General features: G+C 59.7%; 21 protein-coding genes and 1 pseudogene. 10 read left to right on the forward strand and 12 right to left on the reverse strand.

What is annotated here, in order from left to right:
* Window positions 1-182: 182 nt before the first annotated feature.
* The 3 genes from ACRTG1_RS02940 to ACRTG1_RS02950 all read right to left on the reverse strand — a co-directional run bounded on the left by ACRTG1_RS02940 (window position 183) and on the right by ACRTG1_RS02950 (window position 1,983).
* Window positions 183-728, reverse strand: a complete 546-nt coding sequence (locus ACRTG1_RS02940) for a hypothetical protein (RefSeq protein WP_162742407.1) — start codon at window positions 726-728, stop codon at window positions 183-185.
* A 566-nt stretch (window positions 729-1,294) separates the two neighbouring features.
* On the reverse strand, window positions 1,295-1,774 hold the full coding sequence (locus ACRTG1_RS02945) for a hypothetical protein (RefSeq protein WP_432515739.1): 480 nt from the start codon (window positions 1,772-1,774) through the stop codon (window positions 1,295-1,297).
* Window positions 1,771-1,983, reverse strand: coding sequence for a hypothetical protein (locus ACRTG1_RS02950; protein WP_432515740.1), 213 nt, complete (start codon window positions 1,981-1,983; stop codon window positions 1,771-1,773). The genes ACRTG1_RS02945 and ACRTG1_RS02950 overlap by 4 nt, the downstream gene beginning before the upstream one ends.
* Before the next feature lie 290 nt (window positions 1,984-2,273).
* Between ACRTG1_RS02950 and ACRTG1_RS02955 the strand changes: the two genes are divergently transcribed.
* The 9 genes and pseudogenes from ACRTG1_RS02955 to ACRTG1_RS02995 form a co-directional block, all read left to right on the forward strand.
* Entirely contained in the window at window positions 2,274-2,501 is a 228-nt protein-coding gene (locus tag ACRTG1_RS02955; protein WP_432515741.1) for a hypothetical protein, read from the forward strand.
* A gap of 46 nt (window positions 2,502-2,547) precedes the next feature.
* Entirely contained in the window at window positions 2,548-3,636 is a 1,089-nt protein-coding gene (locus ACRTG1_RS02960; RefSeq protein WP_206545132.1) for an ABC transporter ATP-binding protein, read from the forward strand.
* Window positions 3,637-3,648: 12 nt separating this feature from the next.
* Entirely contained in the window at window positions 3,649-4,734 is a 1,086-nt protein-coding gene (locus ACRTG1_RS02965; RefSeq protein WP_432515742.1) for an ABC transporter ATP-binding protein, read from the forward strand.
* Entirely contained in the window at window positions 4,734-5,606 is an 873-nt protein-coding gene (locus ACRTG1_RS02970; RefSeq protein WP_206545134.1) for a carbohydrate ABC transporter permease, read from the forward strand. Before ACRTG1_RS02965 ends, ACRTG1_RS02970 begins: the two co-directional genes overlap by 1 nt.
* A 79-nt stretch (window positions 5,607-5,685) precedes the next feature.
* A complete protein-coding gene (locus tag ACRTG1_RS02975; RefSeq protein WP_206545135.1) occupies window positions 5,686-6,462 on the forward strand; it encodes a carbohydrate ABC transporter permease in 777 nt (258 codons plus the stop codon).
* A gap of 15 nt (window positions 6,463-6,477) precedes the next feature.
* Window positions 6,478-6,750 (forward strand): DUF2160 domain-containing protein, encoded by a 273-nt coding sequence (locus ACRTG1_RS02980; RefSeq protein ID WP_113156545.1) that lies wholly within the window; start codon window positions 6,478-6,480, stop codon window positions 6,748-6,750.
* Between the two features lie 57 nt (window positions 6,751-6,807).
* Window positions 6,808-8,514 (forward strand): ABC transporter substrate-binding protein, encoded by a 1,707-nt coding sequence (locus tag ACRTG1_RS02985; RefSeq protein WP_283801575.1) that lies wholly within the window; start codon window positions 6,808-6,810, stop codon window positions 8,512-8,514.
* A 638-nt stretch (window positions 8,515-9,152) separates the two neighbouring features.
* On the forward strand, window positions 9,153-13,055 hold the full coding sequence (locus ACRTG1_RS02990; RefSeq protein WP_432515743.1) for an autotransporter domain-containing protein: 3,903 nt from the start codon (window positions 9,153-9,155) through the stop codon (window positions 13,053-13,055).
* A gap of 318 nt (window positions 13,056-13,373) precedes the next feature.
* Window positions 13,374-13,523, forward strand: a pseudogene (locus tag ACRTG1_RS02995) (transposase); the annotation flags it as partial.
* A gap of 108 nt (window positions 13,524-13,631) precedes the next feature.
* Here the strand turns inward: ACRTG1_RS02995 and ACRTG1_RS03000 are convergent.
* The 5 genes from ACRTG1_RS03000 to ACRTG1_RS03020 form a co-directional block, all read right to left on the reverse strand.
* Complete coding sequence (locus ACRTG1_RS03000; protein WP_206545142.1) at window positions 13,632-14,408, reverse strand: MetQ/NlpA family ABC transporter substrate-binding protein; 777 nt, start codon at window positions 14,406-14,408, stop codon at window positions 13,632-13,634.
* Window positions 14,409-14,437: 29 nt separating this feature from the next.
* The gene (locus ACRTG1_RS03005; protein WP_113156532.1) at window positions 14,438-15,106 is read right to left on the reverse strand and encodes a methionine ABC transporter permease; all 669 of its coding nucleotides are present in this window, start codon (window positions 15,104-15,106) and stop codon (window positions 14,438-14,440) included.
* Window positions 15,096-16,136, reverse strand: coding sequence for a methionine ABC transporter ATP-binding protein (locus ACRTG1_RS03010; protein ID WP_432515771.1), 1,041 nt, complete (start codon window positions 16,134-16,136; stop codon window positions 15,096-15,098). The genes ACRTG1_RS03005 and ACRTG1_RS03010 overlap by 11 nt, the downstream gene beginning before the upstream one ends.
* Before the next feature lie 487 nt (window positions 16,137-16,623).
* Complete coding sequence (locus ACRTG1_RS03015) at window positions 16,624-17,346, reverse strand: aspartate/glutamate racemase family protein (protein ID WP_113156528.1); 723 nt, start codon at window positions 17,344-17,346, stop codon at window positions 16,624-16,626.
* 21 nt (window positions 17,347-17,367) lie between these two features.
* Window positions 17,368-17,997, reverse strand: a complete 630-nt coding sequence (locus ACRTG1_RS03020; RefSeq protein ID WP_432515744.1) for a flavin reductase family protein — start codon at window positions 17,995-17,997, stop codon at window positions 17,368-17,370.
* Between the two features lie 135 nt (window positions 17,998-18,132).
* On the opposite strand from ACRTG1_RS03020, the gene ACRTG1_RS03025 reads away from it, so the two are divergent.
* Entirely contained in the window at window positions 18,133-18,810 is a 678-nt protein-coding gene (locus ACRTG1_RS03025) for a GntR family transcriptional regulator (protein ID WP_113157101.1), read from the forward strand.
* A gap of 53 nt (window positions 18,811-18,863) precedes the next feature.
* Here the strand turns inward: ACRTG1_RS03025 and ACRTG1_RS03030 are convergent, their stop codons facing one another.
* Genes ACRTG1_RS03030 through ACRTG1_RS03045 form a run of 4 tightly spaced genes read right to left on the reverse strand, consistent with a single transcriptional unit; the run spans window position 18,864 to window position 23,527 of the window.
* Entirely contained in the window at window positions 18,864-19,844 is a 981-nt protein-coding gene (locus ACRTG1_RS03030) for an ABC transporter ATP-binding protein (protein ID WP_113156527.1), read from the reverse strand.
* Complete coding sequence (locus ACRTG1_RS03035) at window positions 19,841-20,824, reverse strand: ABC transporter ATP-binding protein (RefSeq protein WP_206996007.1); 984 nt, start codon at window positions 20,822-20,824, stop codon at window positions 19,841-19,843. The genes ACRTG1_RS03030 and ACRTG1_RS03035 overlap by 4 nt, the downstream gene beginning before the upstream one ends.
* Window positions 20,817-22,334 (reverse strand): amidohydrolase family protein, encoded by a 1,518-nt coding sequence (locus tag ACRTG1_RS03040; RefSeq protein WP_432515745.1) that lies wholly within the window; start codon window positions 22,332-22,334, stop codon window positions 20,817-20,819. The genes ACRTG1_RS03035 and ACRTG1_RS03040 overlap by 8 nt, the downstream gene beginning before the upstream one ends.
* Entirely contained in the window at window positions 22,334-23,527 is a 1,194-nt protein-coding gene (locus ACRTG1_RS03045) for an amidohydrolase family protein (protein ID WP_432515746.1), read from the reverse strand. Before ACRTG1_RS03045 ends, ACRTG1_RS03040 begins: the two co-directional genes overlap by 1 nt.
* Window positions 23,528-23,529 lie beyond the last annotated feature (2 nt).

A 23,529-nucleotide genomic window follows, 5' to 3' on the forward strand; every position in this document is an offset into this window, starting at 1 on the left:
TGGCTCGTTGCCGGCAGAAGACGCTGAAGGGCGCCCTCCCCGAGCCAACGAGTGTTCCTTGAGTTTCCCATTCGAAGCTGGGCGCGCGGCTCTCTGTGATCTCGAAATGGAGTTGCACCAGTCACGTCACAGCGACCACACCGAACCGATTGCATCGTTTCGCTTGTGTCTCCTGATGCAGCTCAGTCCGCGAGATGAAGCACGGTATCGAAGGTTCCTTCGACAGTGATGCAATCTTCGGTATCGATCTCAGACATCATGCCTTCGCGCTTGCACAGAAGCGAAGAGAACGTGCCGCGTGCATTTCCCTGCGCGCCGTCGATGAGCAGGCTCTCCAGGATAACCGAGGCATGAGCGGGCTCTTCATCGCTGACATAGAAGTTCCGCATTCCTTCGGGAAAATAACTCACCGACGCGTCGGTGGCTGATGCATCTGCGCCGCTGATGAGACCAAACTCCACACTCAGCACGCCGCGCATAATACTCGCGGCGTCGGGGTCATGCGCCTGGATATCCACCATGCGGAGGGGGCCAAAGTCGCGCACCTCCGCAGTAGCCGTCCCCTCCGAGGGCACATGCAACGTTTCCCCGCGATAGGACGCGCCATCGATGTTGGCCTCGACCGTACCGATCGGCACCGTAGTCTGGGCCCACGCCGCGCCTGAAAGAAAAAGAGCTGTAAAAAAAGTACAGGCAAACCGCCCGAACGCTCTTTGCGATGAACTCATCGTCGCTGCCCTTCTGATGCCAGTGTTCGTGACGGAAGGCTCTAACACCGGTTCTGGTACGCCGCCCCGTTCGTTTAGTCGGGTCCGCGCCAAAACTTGCGTGACAGTGTGATTTTTCTAAAAACAGGCCACCCTTGTGAAGTAATTCACATCGAGAAGGGCTGGGACACAGAGAAGCGTCAGGCGGGTTTGCGTGCATGGACGTGGCGCTGCCATGGTGTATCACTGAGACGTTTCCACGCGTCTTGTTTCGATGAAAACCCGATGAACTAAAGCAGCTGAAGTTGGCCATTTGGCAATCCGCAGGTTACGCGGCAGATCGGGATCGTTGAGCGGATCGTCTCACCGCGTGCTGAAGTCGTCGCCCGCCTTCACGAAGTCCTCGTCGGACTTTGCGATCCACACGGGGTACGCCGACTGGAAGACGGATAGTCATAAGCAAGAAAGGCCTTCGCGGCTCTTCAGGCCGCGTTGCCGGGCAAAAGACCGCCCGGCACGTATCTCGTTGCATCTCTGTGCCCATCGTTCACCAATCAGACAGGTTTGGCGGGCCCTGCCTCTGACGTTCAGACAATTTGTCCGAGATGAGCCACCAGTACTGCAAGTGGGATGCTCAGAAGAACGCGGATGATCCAGATGAGCACCAGATGCGGAACTTTCACCGGGATCTCGGTGGCCAGAATGCAGGGGATGGAACCTGCAAAGAACAAGACACCCGAGACCGATGTTACACCGAAGATGTAGCGAGACAGCATCGGCGCATCGCCCAGCATGCCGGTAGGAAAGAACATCTCGGCAAGCGCTGCCGCCATGGCTTTGGCCGTCAGCATCGCCTCTGGCACCTGCAGAACGGCAAGCAGCGGGTAGAAAATCATGCCCAGCCAATCGAAGACAGGCGTATACGCACTGAGCAGAAGACCGAGCAGGTCAACCGACACACCGGTCGGCAGAATGACCGAAGTCATCTTCAGTCCGTCCTTGATGTTCACCATTAGCAGGCGTGCGAGGGTTGGATTTTCTTCAACCCGGCTCAGTCCGGCATTCAACGCGGACCTGGAATAGCCCTGAGGGAGGACTTGGTGTGATCCGCAGTGAGAAACGTCTTGCGGGATTGATCCAGTATCTCATCACTCACGCAGACTTCCTGAATGTCGAAATCGAGCAGGTCGTCGTCGCGCTCGAGCGCGGAACAGCCGATCACGGCCAGATCGAATTTGAACTTACGAATGGCCTCTGCGGCCAACGTCCCGACCAATCCGCAACCCGCTCCAGACGCCCCTCTCGACCAGTTCAGACACGGGCGCGACGAAAAGGTGTTGGTCCGATGTTCGGTTTTCTTCGTTTTTTTTGCGCTCCCCCGAAAACACCAAAACACGCGTCAAATCCTGAATAATTATCGCGATTACCGTTCTTGTGTCGTGAGCATCTTTCCAAAGCGGCAGAAAATCGCAGGCTAAGTCACTGATTTTGAATATTCGAACATAATTCGCTTGATTTTCGCTTTGTTTCGTTTTTACGTTGGGACGATAACTCGGGAGGTTGTCTGTGCGCGGAAACGAGAGTGTTTATCCGGTCGCTCTTTTTGCGACCGGCGGCGGCATCCATGGCTGCCGGATTGTGCATGACACAACGGGATGCGGCCATTTCGTAACGTTTGCTGAAAAGGGCGACCTTGCGTTTGCGTCCCCTTCTTTCTCTTCAAAACAGTTCTATGGCAGGCTGCGCCTGGGTGACTGGATGAACAACCACCGTGCGGAAGAATACCGCAGCTGAATAAAGCCAGTGGCCAAATTCAATAAAGCGCGGGGAGGAGGGCCTTATGACGCTGGAATTGAAGGGCGTGTCGAAGATCGTGGAGGGGCAGACCCATATTGCCACGACCGATCTGACGCTCGAAAAGGCGACCATGAACGTTCTGCTGGGGCCGACCCTGTCGGGCAAGACCTCGCTGATGCGTCTGATGGCAGGGCTCGATCAACCGAGCACAGGGCGGATTTTCTGGGACAGCAAAGACGTGACCGGGATGCGGGTGCAGGATCGCAAGGTCGCGATGGTGTACCAGCAATTCATCAACTACCCGTCGATGAGCGTTTATGAGAACATCGCCTCTCCGATAAAGCTCATGGGAGTGGACAAGGCGGAGATCGACCGCCGGGTGCGGGAAACGGCGGAGTTGATGAAGCTGACGCCGATGCTGGACCGCAAGCCTCTGGAACTCTCGGGCGGGCAGCAACAGCGCTGTGCTCTGGCACGGGCTTTGGTCAAGAACGCCGGGCTTGTGCTGCTGGATGAGCCTTTGGCGAACCTTGACTACAAACTGCGCGAAGAGCTGCGGGTGGAGATCCCGAAGATTTTCGCGGCGTCCGGATCGATCTTCGTCTATGCGACGACGGAACCAGAAGAAGCGCTTTTGCTGGGGGGCAACACTGCGACGCTTTGGGAGGGCCAAATCACCCAATTCGGGCCGACGCCCGAGGTCTATCGCAAGCCAGTCGATGCGACAACGGCGCGGGTTTTCTCCGATCCACCGATGAATTTCCTGCAGATCTCCAAGACCGGTGATCGATTGATGTTCGGCGACGGACAAAGCGCCGTTGCGACCGGCAAGCTCGCTGAACTGGCGGACGGGCGTTACACGGCGGGATTCCGTCCCAACCATCTCGAAATCGTGCAGCATTCCGAAAACGCGATGAAATTCACCACACAGCTGCATGTGACAGAGCTGACCGGTTCGGAAACCTTTGTCCATCTCGACCACGATCGCGCGCGTTGGGTGGGGTTGATTCACGGCGTGCATGATCTTGAGATCGGAGCCGCGCTCGATGTCTGGCTTGATCCCCGTCATGTCTATGTATTCAGCGAAGACGGCGGGCTTGTTGCGCCTGCTGCCTACGCAGCGGCGGCGTGAGGAGGCGCGATCATGGCCAGGATTACACTCGACAACCTTGCGCATTCCTACAATCCGAATGCCGCTTCGGAACGTGACTATGCGCTCAAGGAACTCAATTACGAATGGGAAGACGGCGCGGCCTATGCGCTTCTGGGCTCGTCGGGCTGCGGCAAGTCCACGCTTCTCAATATCATTTCGGGTCTGTTGATGCCGTCACAGGGGCGTATCTTGTTCGATGGCATCGACGTCACCGGCGCCCCCACGGCAGAGCGCAACATCGCGCAGGTTTTCCAGTTCCCGGTGGTCTACGACACGATGACCGTGCATGACAATCTGGCCTTTCCGCTCAGGAATCGGGGCCATGATGAGACCTATGTTGCAGAGCGCGTACAGGAAATCGCGCGGATGATCGGCATGGAGGACATGCTGCGCAAAAAGGCACGGGGCCTTGGCGCTGACGCCAAGCAGAAGATTTCTCTGGGCCGCGGCATGGTGCGCAAGGACGTGAACGCACTTTTGTTCGATGAGCCGCTGACCGTCATCGACCCCCATATGAAGTGGGAGCTGCGCACCCAGCTGAAGAAACTGCATCACGATTTCGGTCACACCATGATTTACGTGACCCATGACCAGACGGAGGCGCTGACCTTCGCTGACAAAGTGGTGGTGATGTATGACGGCCGCGTGGTTCAGATCGGCACGCCAGAGGAGCTGTTCGAACGTCCCGCGCATACCTTTGTGGGCTATTTCATCGGCTCGCCAGGCATGAATGTCATCCCGGCCAAGGTCGAGGGCGCCAAAGCCTATATCAACGGCTGCGAAATCGCGCTTGGCGCAGGTTATGCGCCCATGGACGGCAAGGTGGAGATCGGCGTGCGACCCGAGTTCGCGCGGCTTAGCGAGACGGACGGCCTTCCTGTGAGAGTGCGCCGCGTAGAGGATGCGGGGCGTCACAAGATCATACGCGCCGAGTTCTTTGGACAGGACATCAACATCATCGCGGACGAGGACGATCCGGTGCGCGCGGACATGACACGCGTCACCTTCGACCCATCGCGGGTGAATGTCTATGCGAATGATTGGCGCGTGGCGCCCGAAAGCGCGGAGGCCGCGTGATGCAACAGAAAACAACCAATCACAAAGCATGGTTCCTTGTGCTGCCGATGCTGGTGCTCGTTGCCTTTTCGGCCGTGATCCCGCTCATGACGGTGGTCAACTATTCTGTACAGGACACGTTCGGCAACAACCAGTTCTTCTGGGCGGGGCTCGAGTGGTTCGAGGAAATGCTCTCCGACGAGCGCATGTGGAATGCGCTGCAACGTCAGTTGATGTTCTCAGGCATCATCCTTGCCATCGAAATTCCGCTGGGCATTCTCGTGGCTCTGAACATGCCGAAATCAGGCTTTTGGTCCTCTTTCTGCCTCGTGGTCATGTCCCTGCCTCTGCTGATCCCCTGGAACGTGGTCGGCACGATCTGGCAGATATTCGGTCGCGTCGACATCGGACTGCTGGGCTACACGCTCGACGCGCTGGGCATTCATTACAATTACACCCAGGACACGATTTCTGCGTGGATCACCATCATCGTGATGGATGTCTGGCACTGGACCTCGCTTGTAGCGCTCTTGGCCTTTGCCGGTCTCAAATCCATCCCCGACGCCTATTATCAGGCCGCTCGGATCGATCAGGCCAGCCGCTGGAAAGTGTTCCGGTTCATCGAACTGCCCAAGATGACGGGCGTGTTGATGATCGCGATCTTGCTGCGCTTCATGGACAGTTTCATGATCTATACCGAACCCTTCGTGGTGACGGGCGGTGGTCCGGGAAATGCGACGACGCTTTTGTCCATCGACCTCGTGAAGATGGCTCTGGGTCAGTTCGATCTTGGACCAGCTGCGGCCTTCTCGCTGATGTACTTCCTCGTGATCCTGTCGATCTCCTGGGTCTTCTACACCGTGATGGTCAACCTCGACAAAAAGGGCGCCTGAGATGACGGATGCAGCCGCACAGTCCCCCGCCGCCGTCAAATCCCGCAGCTTCCCGAAGGTGAAGGGCGGCACCGTGGTGATGACGCTCTATCTTCTGTTCCTCATGTTGCCGATCTACTGGCTGTTGAGCATGAGCCTCAAGACCAACGCAGAAATTCTTGGGGGCTTCTCGCTTTGGCCGCGCGATCTGACATTTGCCAACTACATCACAATCCTCACCGATGAGGCGTGGTATATGGGCTATGTCAATTCGATGATCTACGTGGTGATGAACACGGTGATCTCGCTCGCCGTGGCTTTGCCTGCCGCCTATGCGTTTTCGCGCTACAACTTCCTGGGCGACAAGCATCTTTTCTTCTGGCTTTTGACCAACCGAATGGCGCCGCCTGCGGTATTCGCGCTGCCATTCTTTCAGCTCTACTCCTCGATCGGGCTCTTTGACACGCATATCGCCGTGGCATTGGCGCATTGTCTCTTCAACGTGCCGCTCGCCGTTTGGATCCTCGAAGGTTTCATGCGTGGTGTGCCGAAAGAGATCGACGAGACCGCCTATATCGACGGCTACAGCTTTGGGCATTTTTTCGTGAAAATCTTCATGCCGCTGATCGCCAGCGGGATCGGTGTGGCCGCATTCTTTTGCTTCATGTTTTCGTGGGTCGAGCTCTTGCTGTCACGTACGCTGACCTCTGTGGAAGCCAAGCCCATCGCCGCCACCATGACCCGCACGGTGGGTGCGGCAGGTGTGGACTGGGGCGTGTTGGCCGCCGCAGGCGTGCTCACCATCGTACCGGGCGCGCTCGTTATCTACTTCGTGCGCAACTACATCGCCAAGGGCTTCGCGCTCGGCCGGGTCTGACAGGAGGATCTAGACATGGACTGGATGGCATGGACGTGGCCGACTGCCGCCTTTTTCGGAACCATTGCAACGCTTTTGGTGATCTTCACCATTCTGGCGATCAAATTCCCCGAAACGCCGCGGGTTGGTGTTCTGGGCATCGAGACCACGCGGGGGGATCGTTTGTTCATCACCCTTCTTGGCTCAGCCTTCATCAATCTTGCGTGGCTCGGCCTGGTCAGCGCGAACCAGGCGCTCGCGCTTGTCGTCTGCCTGATTTTTGCAGCCGTCGTGTTTCGCTGGGTCTGAGGAGGCCCCGCGACTGATCGAAACCCAAAACCAGAGGTTCACTTAGGGAGGAAACCAATGAACCAACGTCTCAAGACAACCACCGCACTGGCGCTGTGCCTCGGCCTTTGGTCGGTGCCGGCTTCTGCCGACATGGATGCCGCGAAGGCCTTCCTGGATGCTGAAATCGGCGATATGTCCGCGCTGTCTCGCGCTGATCAAGAAGCCGAAATGCAGTGGTTCATCGACGCGGCCCAGCCCTTTGCGGGCATGGAGATCAAAGTGGTCTCCGAGACCATCACCACGCATGAATATGAATCTCAGGTGCTTGCGCCGGCGTTCGAGGCCATCACCGGCATCAAGATCACGCACGATCTGATCGGCGAAGGCGACGTCGTCGAGAAGCTTCAGACCCAGATGCAGTCGGGCGAGAATATCTATGACGCCTATGTCAACGACTCCGACCTGATCGGCACGCACTGGCGCTATCAACAGGTGCGCAACCTGACGGACTTTATGGCGAACGAAGGTGCGGATGTGACCAATCCTGGTCTCGATCTCGATGATTACATTGGCACCCAGTTCACCACCGCGCCCGATGGCAAGCTCTATCAGCTTCCTGACCAGCAGTTCGCGAACTTATACTGGTTCCGCTACGACTGGTTCAACGATCCCGCGATCATGGCCGAGTTCAAAGAGAAATACGGGTACGATCTCGGTGTTCCGGTCAACTGGTCGGCCTATGAGGACATCGCCGAATTCTTCACCGGGCGCGAGATCGACGGTGTCAAAGTCTACGGTTCGATGGATTACGGCAAGAAAGACCCCTCGCTCGGCTGGCGTTACACCGACGCATGGATGTCCATGGCGGGTATGGGCGACAAGGGCGAACCCAACGGCCTTCCGGTTGATGAATGGGGCATCCGCGTGAACGAGAACTCCCAGCCGGTCGGCGCCTGTATGGCGCGTGGCGGGGCGGCGAACTCTCCGGCGGCAGTCTATGCGGTGGAGAAAGCCATCGACTGGCTGAACAAATACTCCCCGCCATCCGCCATGGGCATGACCTTCTCCGAAGCTGGCCCGGTTCCGGGACAGGGCAACATCGCTCAGCAGATGTTCATGTACACCACCTTCGTGGCGCCTCTGGTCGACAGCCCGGCGGTGATGAACGAGGACGGCACGCCGAAATGGCGTCTCGCACCCAGCCCGCATGGGGTTTACTGGGAAGATGGCATGAAGGTCGGCTATCAGGATGTGGGCTCCTGGACGCTGATGAAATCCACCCCAGAGGACCGCGCCAAAGCCGCCTGGCTCTACGCGCAATTCGTGGGTTCCAAGACCGTCGACGTGAAGAAATCCCACGTTGGCCTGACGTTCACCCGAGAATCCTCCATCCAGCATGAGAGCTTTACGGATCGTGCGCCGAAACTTGGCGGTCTCGTCGAGTTCTACCGCTCCCCGGACCGTGTGCGTTGGTCGCCCACAGGCACCAACGTCCCGGATTACCCGAAGCTCGCTCAGCTGTGGTGGCAGAACATCGGTGATGCCATGTCCGGCGCGAAGTCGGCTCAAGATGCGCTCGACAGCCTCTGTGCCGATATGGAGCGTGTGATGGAGCGTCTGGAACGCGCTGGCATCCAGGGCGACCTTGGCCCGGTCATGAACGAAGAAACCGACGCTGCGGATTGGATTGCGGCAGAAGGCGCACCAAAACCGGCTATCGAGAACGAGCGCGAAGCGCCTAAAACCGTCTCTTATGACGAGCTCGTCGCCTCTTGGCAGTAAGCTTTTCAACGCAGAGGGGGCGGGATATTCCCGCCCCCTTTTTCATTCTCCTATGGGGCCTTGTCGTGAAAGGCCGGTATTGCCAGGATATTTGGGCGCTCTGATCCGTGTAAGCGGCTGTTGCGTTCACCCCATATCTGGTCGGTTCTGTTGCGAACTGTTCGCTTGCTGCGACGCCGACAACCTCTTTAGGGATCAGCCCGCCGAGCAGTGAAGGCGATCCATATCGGTAAGAGCCAATACCTTACCAAGCGAACCGGGCAGGATCATCGCCGCCTCACACGGAGGGTTCGGGCGATGCTGGATTTCAAGTCATTCTCTTCGGCACCGTCACTCTGGCTGGCATCGAAATGGCTCACATCAAGCGTAAGTGCCATGCCGGCTTTGCCGACAACCCGGCCCCATCACTCACGGAATAGTTCGAGCTGAAATCTGCCCAGCGGAACGATGCATGTCGCCTATTCGAATATTTTCACAAGAACCGTCAGAATTCATCAGAATTGAATGATGGAATCTACTGCACAACTTTCTTTATTAGAGGAAGGGTTGGATAGATGCCCCCTTCCAAACGGGCGGGGGATAATGCAGAGCGATAGTATCCAAATGGATGCATTCGCCAGACGAGGGGAAAACCCGCGATGGCAGGTTTTACGCTATTGGTGTATCGATTAGGTCTGTTCGTAGGCTCTTCCCTGCTCGTCCTTTTGGCCGTGATCCAGAAGACGGCGCTCGGCACCAGTTCCAAACTGCCCACCCGCCCCGATCATTTTCGATGGCAACATCTACGGACCAAGGCTCAAACTTGGTTTACGCGGATGTTCGCCGTGAGCCGGCTCATCCTGTCAGGTCTTGCGCTTCTGATCGGCGTGCTGGTCTGGCCAGCAACGGCTTTCGCCGCACCGTCGGTGTCCATCAGCGTCAGCCCGGCCTCGATGAGTGAGGACAGCGCAGGCAATTTGGTTTACACGGTCACGCGCAGCCAGAACCTGTCGTCATCCACGATCGTCAATCTCGGTTACACGGGCAGCGCGGATGCCAGCGACTATACCGGTGAGACCTTGACCGTGACCATTCCGTCCGGCTCGACCAGCGGCATCGTGGAGATAAACCCGTCTGCCGATGTCACCGTGGAGGCGGACGAGACTGTAATCGTTAGCATACAGAGCGGCTCAGGCTATACCATCGGTGTGCCTTCCTCTGCCACGGGCACCATCCTGAACGACGACCTTGGGGTTCTGACGATCAACGACGTCACCTTTCCCGAGGGTGGCTCCGGAACTCAAGCGATATCGTTCACAATATCGCTCAGCCAGCCTGCCGGACCCGGTGGTGTAACGTTCGACATCGCAACCGCCAATGGCACATCGACGGCAGGCGAGGACTATCAAGCGAAAAGCATCGTGGGCGCCACCATCGCGCCAGGGGAGAGCACTTATTTCTTCTCTGTTAATGTCTACGGTGATACGTCCAACGAACCCAATGAGTGGTTTTTCGTCAACATCACCAACGTAACAAACGCTATCTTGGGCGATGGCCAGGGCGTGGGCACCATCGTCAACGACGACCCCGTACCCACGGTCACCCTGGCTCCTGCCAGCCTTTCCGCAACAACAGTCGGAGCGTCCTATAGTGAAACCCTGACCGCCAGCGGCGGGACGGGTCCATACACCTATGCCGCCACCGCCGGCGTCTTGCCTGACGGCCTGACGTTGACTTCTTCAGGCGTGCTTTCCGGAACGCCAACGGATGAGGGCACGTTCAATTTCACCATCAGCGCCACCGACAGCAGCGGCGGAACCGGGCCATACAGCGGAAGCAGGGCCTATACGCTTACCGTTGCCGCGCCCGTCATCGCATTGAGCCCCGCCACGCTGCCACCCGCCACCCAGGGCGTCCCCTACGCCCAGACCATAACCGCCAGCGGCGGCACCGCGCCTTATACTTACTCGACTACCGCCGGTGCCTTGCCTTCAGGAATCAACCTGAGCAGCTCTGGTGTGCTCTCCGGCTCGCCGACGGTAAACGGAACATTCAACTTCACCGTCACCGCCACCGACAGCAGCACTGGCAGCGGCCCCTACAGCGACAGCCAGGCCTATTCGTTTCAGATAAGCGCCGTTGCTCCGCCGGTGGTCGGTTCCGTGAGTGTTCCCGCCAACGGATATTATCGCGCGGGGGAGGTTCTTTCCTTCACTGTCAACTTCAATGAAACCGTTCTGGTCGACACATCTGGCGGTTCACCGGGTCTTCCCGTGGTGATCGGCGCCGCAACGGTCGATGCCGGCTATGTGTCCGGAAGCGGATCGAATGCGCTTGTCTTCCAATATGCCGTCAATCCGGGCGATCTGGACCTGAACGGCATTCAGGTCGGCAGTGCCATCGGTCTCAACGGCGGCATAATTACAAACGCCTTCAGCACGCCTGCCGACCCGGCTCTCAACGGCGTAGGCAGCACCACCGGTGTCCTCGTTGACACAATAGCGCCAACGGTAACCTCCAGCGCGGTGAGCGGCAGTCCGGCGCCGGATGCGGTCGCCATTGATTTCCTGGTGACATTCTCGAAGCCGGTGAATGGCGTCGACTCATCGGATTTCGTCCTGACGACCACGGGGAGCGCCATGGGCGCGATCTCTGGCGTCGCCACCTCGGACAACGTTACATATACGGTCAGCGTCACCGGTATTTCCGGAACCGGCTCGTTGCGGCTCGATGTTCTGGCGGACGGGTCGATCACCGATACACCCGGCAATCCGCTGGCCGCAGCCTACGCCGCCGGAACGCCCTGGGTGCGCAGCGGATCCTCCAACGCGTCGCTGACCGGCCTTGCGCCGAGCGCCGGCGCCCTCGATCCCGCTTTCGATCCGGCCACGTTCGACTATGCCGTTGCGGTCGCCAATTCCGTTACCAACCTCACCCTAACGCCGACCGCCGACAACGCCAATGCGACGATCACCGTCAACGGCACGACGGTTGCATCCGGCAGCACCAGCCAGCCGCTCGCCCTCGCAGTCGGAGCAACGGCGATCCCTGTGGTGGTCACGGCACAGGACGGCACAACCACACGCACCTATACGGTCACGGTCACGCGGGCGTCTTCTGCCCCGACCGTGATGTCCCGCACCGTCGCGATCAACGCGGGCCAGACGGCGTCCGTCGAACTCACGGACGGCGCGACCGGAGGTCCGTTTACCAGCGCGGCGATGATCGACATATCCGACAGCAGCGCCGGTTCCGCCCATATCGAACAGAACGGGCAGAGTTTCCTGCTCGTCTTCGCTTCCAGCCCGACCTTTTCAGGGGGCGCAGACATCCGGTTCACGCTTTCAAGCGTTCATGGCACTTCGGCTCCCGGAACAATCTCCTTCACCGTTCTTGCACGGCCCGACCCCACGCTGGATGCCGAAGTCCTTGGGTTGCTGAGGGCTCAGACCGATACCGCAAAGCGCTTCGCGCGGGTGCAGACAGGCAATTTCAACGGCCGGCTCGAGCAGTTGCACGACGAGGGCGACCGTCGCAGAAACAGCCTGAACGTGCGGTTGGGCTATAATGAAAACGGGCAGCGCGGCGACCAAGCGGCCCATGCACTGAACGAGGCAGGAGCCGATGTGCCCGGTCTTCTCGGCTATGCTTCGCAATCTTCCGGCGGGTCTGGCAATGGGGCGCTGGCCAAGGGCCAGTCGAACGGACCGGGCGCTTCGGATGGCCGTGGCATGGATCTCGGACCCTATGCAATCTGGACTGGCGGCTTCGTCGATTTCAGCCAAAGCGACAAGGGCGGCATTGATCTCGACGGCACGCTCGTTGGGGTGAGCGCCGGCATCGATTACCGCTTTTCCGACAGGTTCATCGCCGGGTTCGGCGTCGGGTTCGGCCGTGATCATACCGATATCGGCGGAAACGGCACCGAAAATACGGGGCTCGCCTACAGCGCCGCACTCTATGGAAGCTACAAGCCCGCCAACAATTTTTTCATCGACGGACTCATCGGTGCAAGCTGGCTCGACTTCGACAGCCATCGCTATGTCACCGCCACCGGCGATTTCGCCACCGGCAGCAGGTCAGGGCAACAGGTCTTCGGATCGTTGAGCGCAGCTTACGAGTTACGCGACGAAACATGGCTCCTTTCGCCCTACGGCCGCATCGAGATGTCCCGGACATGGCTCGACGGCTTCGCTGAGGAAGGCGGAGGCGCTTTCGGCCTACGCTACGGAGACCAGACCATCGACACGGTTTCCGGCGTGATCGGTCTTCGTGCAGAATATGCGTTCAAAAGGAGCTGGGGCACGCTGACACCAGGAGCGCGGGTCGAATACACTCACGACTTCGCCGGGTCGAGCCGGGCGCACCTGGGCTATATCGACCTGGCTCACCTGCCCTACAGGCTCGACGTCGAAGCCTCCAACAGGAGTTACGTGACGCTGGGCCTGTCACTCGATGCGGAGCTTCCGCAGGCGTGGACGCTTGGCTTCGACTATCGAACCGCCTTCGGAAATGCGCGCCAGGATCACACGTTCGGGCTGAAAGTCGGCAAACGGTTCTAACCACCTTCAAGATTGGAGTCTTGAATGGATCGATCCGCTCTCCTGCCAGCGTCAGGCTCCCGTCCTCCGGCGGATGCCGCACGCCCGGACTACGATTTCGATCGGAAAGTGGTGTGGCGGCATCCCTGCTCAATTCTGGGGCATGCCCCACGCCGTTTGCCTGTGCTTGCGATTTCCGCCCGGCCTTCGAATGTTGACGGCGCGTAGGGTCTGAGCTGCTCCCCGATTTTCGGAGCATTCTGATCTGGAATTTTCCAATTATGATCCCTGCTCTGGGAGAAGGAGAGTTCCATGAAGAAGTCGAAGTTTTAGGAGGCGCTGATCGCTTTCATTCTGCGTCAGGCGGATGAAGGCGCTTCGGTCGCGGAGGTGTGCCGAAAGGCGGGCATCAGTGACGCGACCTTCTACAACTGGCGCAAGCGTTATGGCGGGTTGACGCCGTCGGAGGTCAAACGCCTGGGGCAGCTTTAGGATGAGAACAACCGGGTGAGGAAGATCGTCGCCGACCTGACACCCGACAAGGCCATAAGGCCGCGCTCAGGGAACGCGGCCTTCTTTAAATTTCCTCAGCAGGTATCACCAACTGGGGATCACAGCGCCCTTGAACTCTTCGGCGATGAAGGCCTTCACGTCGTCATTGTGGTAGGAAGCGATCAGCGTCTTCAGCCACTCGGTATCCTGGTCTTCCAGGCGAACGGCGATGACGTTCACGTAGGGAGCCTTCTCGCCTTCCAGCGCAATCGAGTCCGTCTTCGGGTTCATCCCGGCTTCGATGGCGTAGTTGGTGTTGATGGCAGACGCGTCGACATCATCGAGAGAGCGCGGCAATTGGGCGGCGTCCAGTTCGATGATTTGGATGTTCTTGGGGTTTTCGGTCACGTCGGCAATGGTGACCTTAACGCCCTTGGCCTCGTCGACCTTGATGAGCCCCTTGTCCGCGAGCAGCAACAGCGCGCGTCCACCGTTCGTCGGGTCGTTCGGAATGGCGACGGAAGCGCCGTCCTCGAGTTCGTCGAGGCTCTTCACCTTCTTGGAATAGATGCCCATCGGGAAATTGACGTTCGAGGCGACGCTGACGATGCCGAAGCCGCGATCAGTGACCTGATTGTCGAGATAGGGCTGGTGCTGGAAGGAATTGGCGTGGAGGTCGCCATCGGCCAGGGCCTGGTTCGGCACGACATAGTCGGAAAATTCGAGGATCTCGATGTTCAGACCCTTGGTCGCGGCGATTTCCTTGACCTTCTCCATGATCTGGGCATGCGGGCCGGGGGTGACGCCGACCTTGATGTCCTCTGCAAGCGCTGAGCCGGCGGCAAAGACAGTGAGCGCAGCCGCAAGTATGATCTTCTTCATGGTTCTTTCCTTCTCAAAGTACACGAAATTCAGTTTTTGCGGGTCCGCTTGTCGAAGTGGCGGGCGAGCATGTCGCCTGCGCTCTGGATCGCCTGGACGACCACGATCAGCACGACCACGACAGCAAGCATGACTTCCGGCATGAAGCGCTGGTAACCGTAGCGGATGCCGAGGTCACCGAGACCACCACCGCCAACCGCACCGACCATGGCGGAATAGCCCACAAGGCTTACGAGCGTCAGCGTAAGGCCGAGGATAATTCCCGGACGGGCTTCCGCCAAAAGGACCTTTGTGACGATCTGGAACGGCGTCGCGCCCATGGCCCTTGCCGCCTCGATCAAACCCTTGTCGACTTCGCGGATCGAGGTTTCGATCAGCCGCGCGACGAAGGGAATGGTCGCGATCGTCAGCGGCACGATTGCTGCGGCGGTTCCGATCGAGGTCCCGGCGATCAGTCGCGTGAAGGGAATGATCGCCACAACGAGAATAATGAACGGCGTGGACCGTGCAGCGTTGACGATCGCGCCGACGATCTTGTTGACGGTCGGCGCAGGGAACAATTCGCCCTTCCCGCTGGTCGCGAGGAAGATGCCGATCGGCAGGCCAATGAGCGAACCGATGAAACCCGCAGCAGCCACCATGTACATGGTCTGCAGGAAAGCCTTCCAGAGAAGGGAAACGAGCATGTCAGGCGCCATAGCCGAGCACCTCCGTGTAAAGTCCGGTCTGCCGATAGAAGTCGTCGGCCCTTCTGAGCGTATCCGGATCGGCGGGATAGGAAACGACAAGAGATCCGTAGGGCTCACCGGCGATCTCGTCGATCGCGCCGGCCAGGATGTTCACGTCCGGTCCGATCTCGGCCACCAGACGCGCGGTCAGCGGCTGGAAGGCCGTGTCCCCGAAGAAGACCAGCCGCACCAGCGCACGCGCACCTTCAGCCGGCGCCTGCTTCAGATCGGCGCTGATCCATTCCGGCAGCTTGGCGCCGATCACAGCCGACAGGAGCGAACGGGTGGTCTCGTGTTTGGGCGCGGTGAACACGTCGAATGTGCTGCCATTTTCGACAATCTTGCCCTTGTCGATTACCGCGACCTGCGAGGCAATCGTCTTCACCACCTCCATCTCATGTGTGATGAGGAGAACGGTGAGGCCGAGGTCACGATTGATTGTCTTGAGGAGCTCGAGGATCGACTGCGTCGTCTCCGGGTCGAGAGCTGATGTTGCCTCATCCGACAGCAGGAGCTTCGGTTCCGTCGCGAGCGCCCGGGCAATTCCGATACGCTGTTTCTGCCCACCGGAAAGTTCTGCCGGATAGCGGTTGGATTTGTCACCAAGACCGACGAGGTCGAGGAGCGGTGCGACGCGATTGCGGATCGTCTTGCGGTCCATCCCCGCGATCTCGAGCGGCAGCGACACATTGTCGAAGGCGGTACGCGACGAGAGAAGATTGAAGTGCTGGAAGATCATTCCAACCTGGCGGCGCAGGTCGCGCAGGCCCGTTTCGGGAAGATCGCCCACGTCGACGCCGTCAACGACGACCCGTCCCGAAGTCGTTTTCTCCAGACCATTGACCAGCCGGATAAGCGTCGACTTGCCAGCACCCGACCTGCCGATGATGCCGGTGATCGCGCCACGGGGGGCAACCATGTTCACGCCGTCAAGCGCGGTGAATTCGGGCTGGTTCCCCGTTCCGCCGAAGCGCTTGATGACGTTCTCGAACGTGACCATGGGAACGGCAACCGGAGTCTGAGGGGAGGCGACGCGGTTCATCGGAGGCCTCGCAGGGAAGCTTCACGGGGTGTGAGCGGGTAGGTCATTTAATTCTCTGTGGTGAATGCCGCACATGCGGAGACGACGCACAAGCGCCGGTAAGTCAGCTCAAAGTCCACATTCGGACGGTTTGGCACCGCATTAGCATCTTTACATTCACCTGATCAAACCCTTGCCTGCTGCGGCATGACAACTTGCCCCGTGCTTATCGCACCGCATACCGGGGAGGCCTAGGAATGGAATTCCAGTTGTCGTGAGAAAAGAGGAATAACCGTGCCGCAGTATCAGGCCACGAGGTCCAACTTCGGTGGCGAGAAGACCTCGGGGGCGAACCGCCGAAAGGGTAGCACTGCCCAACGGCGCCATCCAGACATGACAACACCGCATTAAGAACACGGGAGGCATCGCTAAACACGCAGGTGAAAGCCGACAAACTCCGCTGTCTTCAGGCGCAAACCACGCAGCCGGCACTCTTTTCGCGAGGGTAGTTGTAAGAATTCACTTTCGACGTCGTGTAACCTGCAACGACAAGCGCTTCAGCAAGCTTCATTGCCGCCGTCACACCATCGATCACGGGCACGCCCGATACCTCCGTCAATCGGTCACAAAGCGTGCTCATGCCAGCACAGCCCAGGATAACCGCTTCGGCACCATCCTCCAGGGTGGATCGCTCAATCTCCCGGAGGAGCAGCGCTTCTGCCTCAACCGGACTTTCCTCCAGGCTCAGGACCGGCAAGTTTATGGATCGCACCTTGCGGCAATGGCGATCAGCACCGTATGCGCTGACCAGCTCCTCAATAATGGGTACTGAGCGCGGCAAAGTGGTAATGACCGAGAAGCGCCTGCTGATGGTCATCGCAACCTGCACCGCAGCCTGACAGATGCCCAGGACCGGGCCTCGCGCAACTTCACGGGCTGCATGCAGGCCCGGATCGTCGAAACAGGCGATTATGTAGGCATCCACCCCCAAAGCCTCGCCCCTGATAATTTCGGACAGCAGACCGGGAACGGCCATGGCCTCGTCGGCGCCGCCCTCGATGCTCAATGGCGTATCGAGCGGGTTGACGGCGGAAACCTGCGTATCCGCATTCTTGACGACCAGCGCGCGCTCCAGAGCCTGTCTGGTCATCGACGCCGTGGAGTTTGGATTGATGATGCGAATATGCATTACGGCAACCTTCGGAAGGGATTAATCGCAAGGCGGTTTTGAAAAGTCGTCAATGTCTGGCGCCTTCAAAACGAACTGACGATCGGAAACGATGTAATTATCGGCATGGAGGCGGGCGATGGGTTGATATCGTTCCGGGTCCACATAGCGGCTTTCGGCGTCGAGACAGTCCTGGCGCACATGCATGTGAACAACCTCGCCCAGAACGAGCGTACGCCGGGGATAGTCGATCAGACGCTCCACCCGGCATTCGAAAACGCACGGCGCCTCCTGCGCGTAGCTCGCCTCCACCTTGCGGCATTCAACCGGCGTAAGCCCGGAGACCTCCAGCTCATCCACCCCGCTTTCAAAGCCCAGGCCACAGACCAGCATCTGCCGGGAAATGGCCATATCCACCATATTGACAGCAAAAGCGCCGGTGCGGCGGATGTTGACCATCGTGTCCTTCTCCGCCCCGCCAAGGCGCGGCTGAATGCCCAGCACGACAATGGCCGGATCGTGCGAGAAGACATTGAAGAAGCTCATGGGAGCGGCATTGTTCCGCCCCGTTTCAGAGCGGGTCGAGACCAGCGCGATAGGACGCGGACCAATGAAATTCGTCAGCAGCCGGTAACGGCTCTGCGGCTCCAACTGCTCGAAATCAAATTCCATACCGCTCTCGATGGGTGTCATTATAATATACAATATCATCCAACATTGTTGACAATATTGCAATGAAAAACACGCTCACAAGTTGACTTTTTGCTCCGCATCACGCTTGTCTACCCGCACAATGGAGGGAGCGGCATGAGTGAGCAGACTGGAGTATCGACGCATCAGATCGTTGAAAGAATCTGGCTGTCGATCGCCGAGCGCAGACTGCGGCCCGGCGTTCAGTTGAAAGAAGGTCAACTGGCTTCGATCTTCAGCGTAAGCCGTGCCCGCATTCGCCAGGCGTTGACGCTTCTGGAGCGTGACGGGCTTGTGACGATCATCCCCAACCGGGGGGCGTTCGTCTACAAACCGACCGTAGACGAAGCCAAAGACGTCTTCTTCATACGCCGCACCGTCGAGCACCGGATCGTCGAACGGCTTTGCAGCCACATCAGCAAGGCCGACACCAAGCGCCTGCGCGACCACGTCGCCCTGGAGCGCGAAGCGAATGCAAAGGACCAGACGACGGATATCATCAAACTGTCTGGCGGCTTTCACTTGCTGCTTGCCGAAATCACCGGCTCCGACTTTCTCTTCACGACCATGCGGGACCTCATTGCTCGGTCCTCGCTGATAACCGCCGTCTACCGCAACACCTCCCGTTTCAATTGCGGCCCGGACGAACATATCGAGATCGTGAAGGCCATTTCAAAAGGTGACACCCGCAAGGCCTCGGACCTGATGGGGCATCATCTGGAACACGTCGAATCCGAACTCGACCTGACTGAGATCCGCGACCTGTCACACGATCTGAAAGCTGCCCTTTCATAATTCACCGCACGGATCGCCCTGCTCCCGCGGACCGCGCAGCAGGGGCTTCCCCTCTACTCCTCAACATCGACCATATGGCAGGCTATGCGCGCTCCGCTCGAAGAGGTCCTGATCTTCGGGGCCTCGCTTGAGCACCGGGCGGTCGCAAGCGGGCAGCGCGGGTGAAACGTGCAGCCGGACGGCGGGTTGAGAGGGCTTGGCACCTCGCCATTGGCCGGCTCGCGATCCCGGTTCGGGGTTCGCACGTTCGGGATCGTCTGCAACAGAAGCTGCGTGTAGGGATGCAGGGGACGCGCGAAAATTTCTTCCGTATCGCCCTCCTCCACGATGCGCCCCAGATACATCACGGCCACCCGGTCGGACATATGATGGACCACACTCATATCGTGGCTGATGAACAGGTAAGTCAGCCCCAGCCGATCCTGCAACTCGCGCATCAGGTTCAGAACCTGCGCCTGCACCGAAACATCGAGTGCCGATGTCGGCTCGTCGCAGACCAAAAATTCGGGCTCACTTGCAAGCGCACGTGCAATGGAGATGCGCTGCCGCTGGCCGCCGGAAAACTCATGCGGGTACTTTTCGCCATCCGACGGTGAAAGACCGACAATCCGCAGGAGTTCCTCAACACGCTCGGTGATTTCCGCAGCGCCGGTGCGCAGCTTCAGTTCCCGCAACGGCTCCGCAATGATGTTCTTCACCGACCAGCGTGGATTGAGCGAGGCGTAGGGATCCTGAAAGATCATCTGCGCTCTGAGGGTCTTTCCATCGCGCCCATTGGCAAAGTTCAGATCGCCGGCGCTCGGTCTGTAAAGACCGGTGACCAGACGGGCGACCGTCGACTTTCCGCACCCGCTTTCGCCGACAATCGCAAGGCAGCCGCCGGCGGGCACACTGAAACTCACATCATCGACCGCCTGTAGCAATTGCCGTGGCTTGCGCTCCACAACCCGGTTGAGCCAGGGAGCCGAAACATCGAAGGTTTTGGTCAGCCGCGAGACCGTCAGTGCGGCCGTTTCGCCCGTTTGCATCGTCATGCGGTTCCTCCCGCGTTGAGCCAGCAGGCGCTTGCGCCTTCGCCTGCAAAAGTGAGTTCGGGCCGTTCCTTCAGGCAACGCGGGCCGGCATGGCTGCAGCGCGGGCTGAAGGCACAGCCGATCGGGATCGCATCCAGACGCGGCATGGAGCCGTCGATCTGGCTCAGTTTCTCCACGCGACCGTCAAGAGAGGGGATCGACGCCATCAGGCCCTGCGTATAAGGGTGACGCGGAGCGTGGAGCACCTGCTCCACCGGGCCAAGCTCGATGAGACGCCCGGCATACATGACCGCAACACGGTCTGCCGCCTCGGCGATGACGCCCATATCATGGGTCACGAGCATCACGGCCGTCTGCTTCTCCTTGCAGAGCTTGCGCAGAAGGGAAATCACCTGCGCCTGGATGGAAACATCGAGCGCCGTCGTCGGCTCATCGGCAATCACCAGCTTCGGCGACGCCGCCAATGCAAGCGCAATAACGACACGCTGCCGCATGCCCCCGGAGAACTGATGCGGATACTGCTTGACCCGCTCTTCCGGTGAGGGGATGCCGACATCCCGCAGAAGCTGGATTGCCCGCAGTTTCGCCTCACGCTTCGAAACAGGCAGATGCTGGCGGATCGTTTCCCCCAGTTGCGCGCCAACGGTGAACAGCGGGTTGAGCGAGGTCAGGGGATCCTGGAAGATCGCACCGATTTCACGGCCGCGTATCTGCTCCATCGCCTGGTCGTTCAACTGATCAATGCGCCGTCCTGAGAGCCAGATTTCCCCGCCGGAAATATGACCGGGACGTTCCAGCAGCCCCTGGATCGCCAGGCCCGTCATGGACTTGCCGGCACCCGATTCACCGACCACGCCCAATATCTCACCCGCCTTGATGGAAAGCGAAACGTCCGACAATGCGGTTACGCTTCCCCGGCGGCCAGGAAACTCGACCCGCAACTCGCGAACATCGATGACTGGTTTGTCCGCTTCACCCATGATCTTCCACCTCTATCGGATAGCTAGGGGGAAATATCTCGGAGACCGCTGGATGCCCCCAGCTTCGCTCCGGATATTTGGCGATGAGCCCGTCGTACTGCGCCTGCGCGCGGGCGCGCGCCGCCTGCATGTCGATCCCGGCAACGGCGCGGTTCCACATGGAGACACGCCCGTCCACGAAGACCGCCTGCGTGACCTTGCCCGAACCGCCGGTCACAAGGGTTGTGATCGGGTCGACCGAGGGCGCCATGGCCGTGTCGTCAAGCCGGAAGACGGCGATATCCGCGCACGCGCCGGCCGAGAGATGCCCGATGTCGTCGCGGCCAAGCGCTTTTGCACCGCCGAGTGTCGCAGCGTCGAAAAGGTCCGCGCAGCGCACCCGATCAGGCGCACCGTCACTCATTCGGCAGGTGATGAGGCCGACCAGGAGATTCATCAGCATGTCGGGCGGGGCAGTGTCGGTTCCCATGGCGATGTTGATGCCGCGCGCGCGGCACTTCGAGAATGAGTTGAGCGCGCCACCGCTGCGGCCGGAAACCAGCGGGCAATGGACGATGGAAACGCCGTTGTCCGTGTAGAGCGCCAGATCCTCATCGGTGGCGTTTGTGGCATGCGGTGCGATCATTCTTTCACTCAAGAGACCGGCCTTCGCCAGCCAGACCGGCGCCGTGCTGCCATGCAGCGCCCGCACCGTGTCGACCTCCATCGTGCCCTGCGCCATGTGCAGGCGGAGCCGGCAATCCAGATCGCGTGCGGCAGCATCCGTCCGCTTCAACAGGTCGAGTGTGCAGGTTTCCACGCGATCAGGCGCAAGCATGCCGCGAACCAGATCGCCATGACGCCCGTTCTGGCGTTCGATATAGGCGATTGCGTCGCGCAGTCCCTGAAAGCCGCGCTCCTCGTCGAAGACGGGAACGATCTTGTCCGGGCTTTCAAGAACCATGCCGCCGGAGCGATAGGCGGGGCTCAGATAGACGCGCATGCCAAGATCGCCGGCGGCGTCTGCAGCGGCATCGAACTCGGCGACGGTCTCGCCCCATTCACGGTAGAAGAGCGAGGCGATGGGTGCAGCCGTGGTTATGCCGTTCTGGAGAAGCTGCCCGAATGCAAAGCGCTTCTGAAACGCCAGCTCTTCGGCTGAGTACATCTCATAAGGCCCGGCTTCCACATAGGACCGCGGCCAGACGCGGCCCTTTGCCCAGCCGGGATGATGATCGATGCCCAGGATCGTCGTGTCGAGATCCGAAAGCGCATCGAGATCGATGAAACCAGGGCTGATGAGCGCCTCGCCGAAATCAATCCGGCGGGCGACCGTGCCGGGAAAGCCATGCCCGACAAACAGTATCTTGCCGCCTTCGATCACCACTTCGCCATCGCGCAGAAGACGGTGGCTACCATCCCTGTGCCCGACGACCCACCGCGCGGTGAGAAGCGTTGGACCTTCCGGCCGGTGGCCCAATGGCAAATTCTGGGGCAGACCTTCAGGCCGTTCTTGAGACGTGGGGCTCATCAAGGCATCTCCACCAGCGCTTTACCATCACGCGCGGTTACCCGACCGCCTTTCACCACCATCGGGCGCGGCGCGGTTTCCACCACCGCATGAGCGAGCGTTTCGCCGGCAACGAGCGTGAAATCCGCAGCGCAGCCTTCGGCAAGGCCATACCCTTCGATGCCCATCACATCGGCCCCGCCCTGCGAGACGATGTGCAGTACATGCTCCAGTTCAATGTCGGAGCGCACGCCGTTTTTCATGCCGATCACCCGCGCGCGGTCCATCATGTCGGGTTGCCCCCATGGCCCCCAGGTGTCGCGAATGCCATCGCAACCGGCGGCAACGCGCACCCCGGCCGCCTTGAGCTGACGAATTGAGGGCACCGTGGCCGATGGCGCGCCGGTGGTGACGATGGCGACATCGAGCGCTGCGATCTCCTCTATCAGGCGGCCGACGCGCAGATGATCGTTCATGCCCAGCGCGAAGGCGTGGCTGATCGCAACCTGGCCTTCCATGCCGTTGGCGCGTACCCGTTCGAAAATAAGCTCCATGGTGAAAGCGCCGAGCTCACCGGCTTCGTGCAGATGGATGTCGATTGGCACCCCATGTCTGACGGCGAGTGCGAAAAGAAGATCAAGCTGCCCTTTCGGGTCGCGGTCGATGCCGCAGGGATCGATCCCGCCCAGCACTTCGCAACCCTGCTTCAGGGCTTCGTCGAGCAGTTCGGCCGTTCCCGGCATGACCATGAGCCCCGATTGCGGGAAAGCGACCACTTCGATGTCAATCACGCCGCGGAGCTTCTCACGGGTCTCCCAGATGCCCTCGACCAGAGACAGGCCATGGGTTGGGTCAATATCCACATGGCTACGGATGTGCGTGCTGCCGTGCGCGACAAGGCCAATTGCATGGCGCATTGACTGGCGATGGGGATCGATGCCGATTTCCTTGCGGTTTTCCCGCTCGAAATCGATGCGCTCGCGCAGGATGGCGGCGCGGTTGTTGACGTGCCAGGGCATGCCCCATGTGGTCTTGTCCAGATGGGTGTGCGCATCGATCAGTCCCGGAATGACGATGGCGCCGCCACCCTCTTCTACAGGCATCCCGGCCACAGGCTCGAACTGGCCGAAACCGGCGATCCTGCCGTTCTCGATGAGGATGTCGCACGCTTCGTCACCCAGCGGGCGAACATTGCGAAGGAGAAGGTTGGTCATGG

The sequence above is a fragment of the Nitratireductor sp. PBL-C9 genome (genome assembly GCF_050877045.1).
In the GTDB taxonomy this organism is placed as follows: domain Bacteria; phylum Pseudomonadota; class Alphaproteobacteria; order Rhizobiales; family Rhizobiaceae; genus Nitratireductor; species Nitratireductor aquimarinus.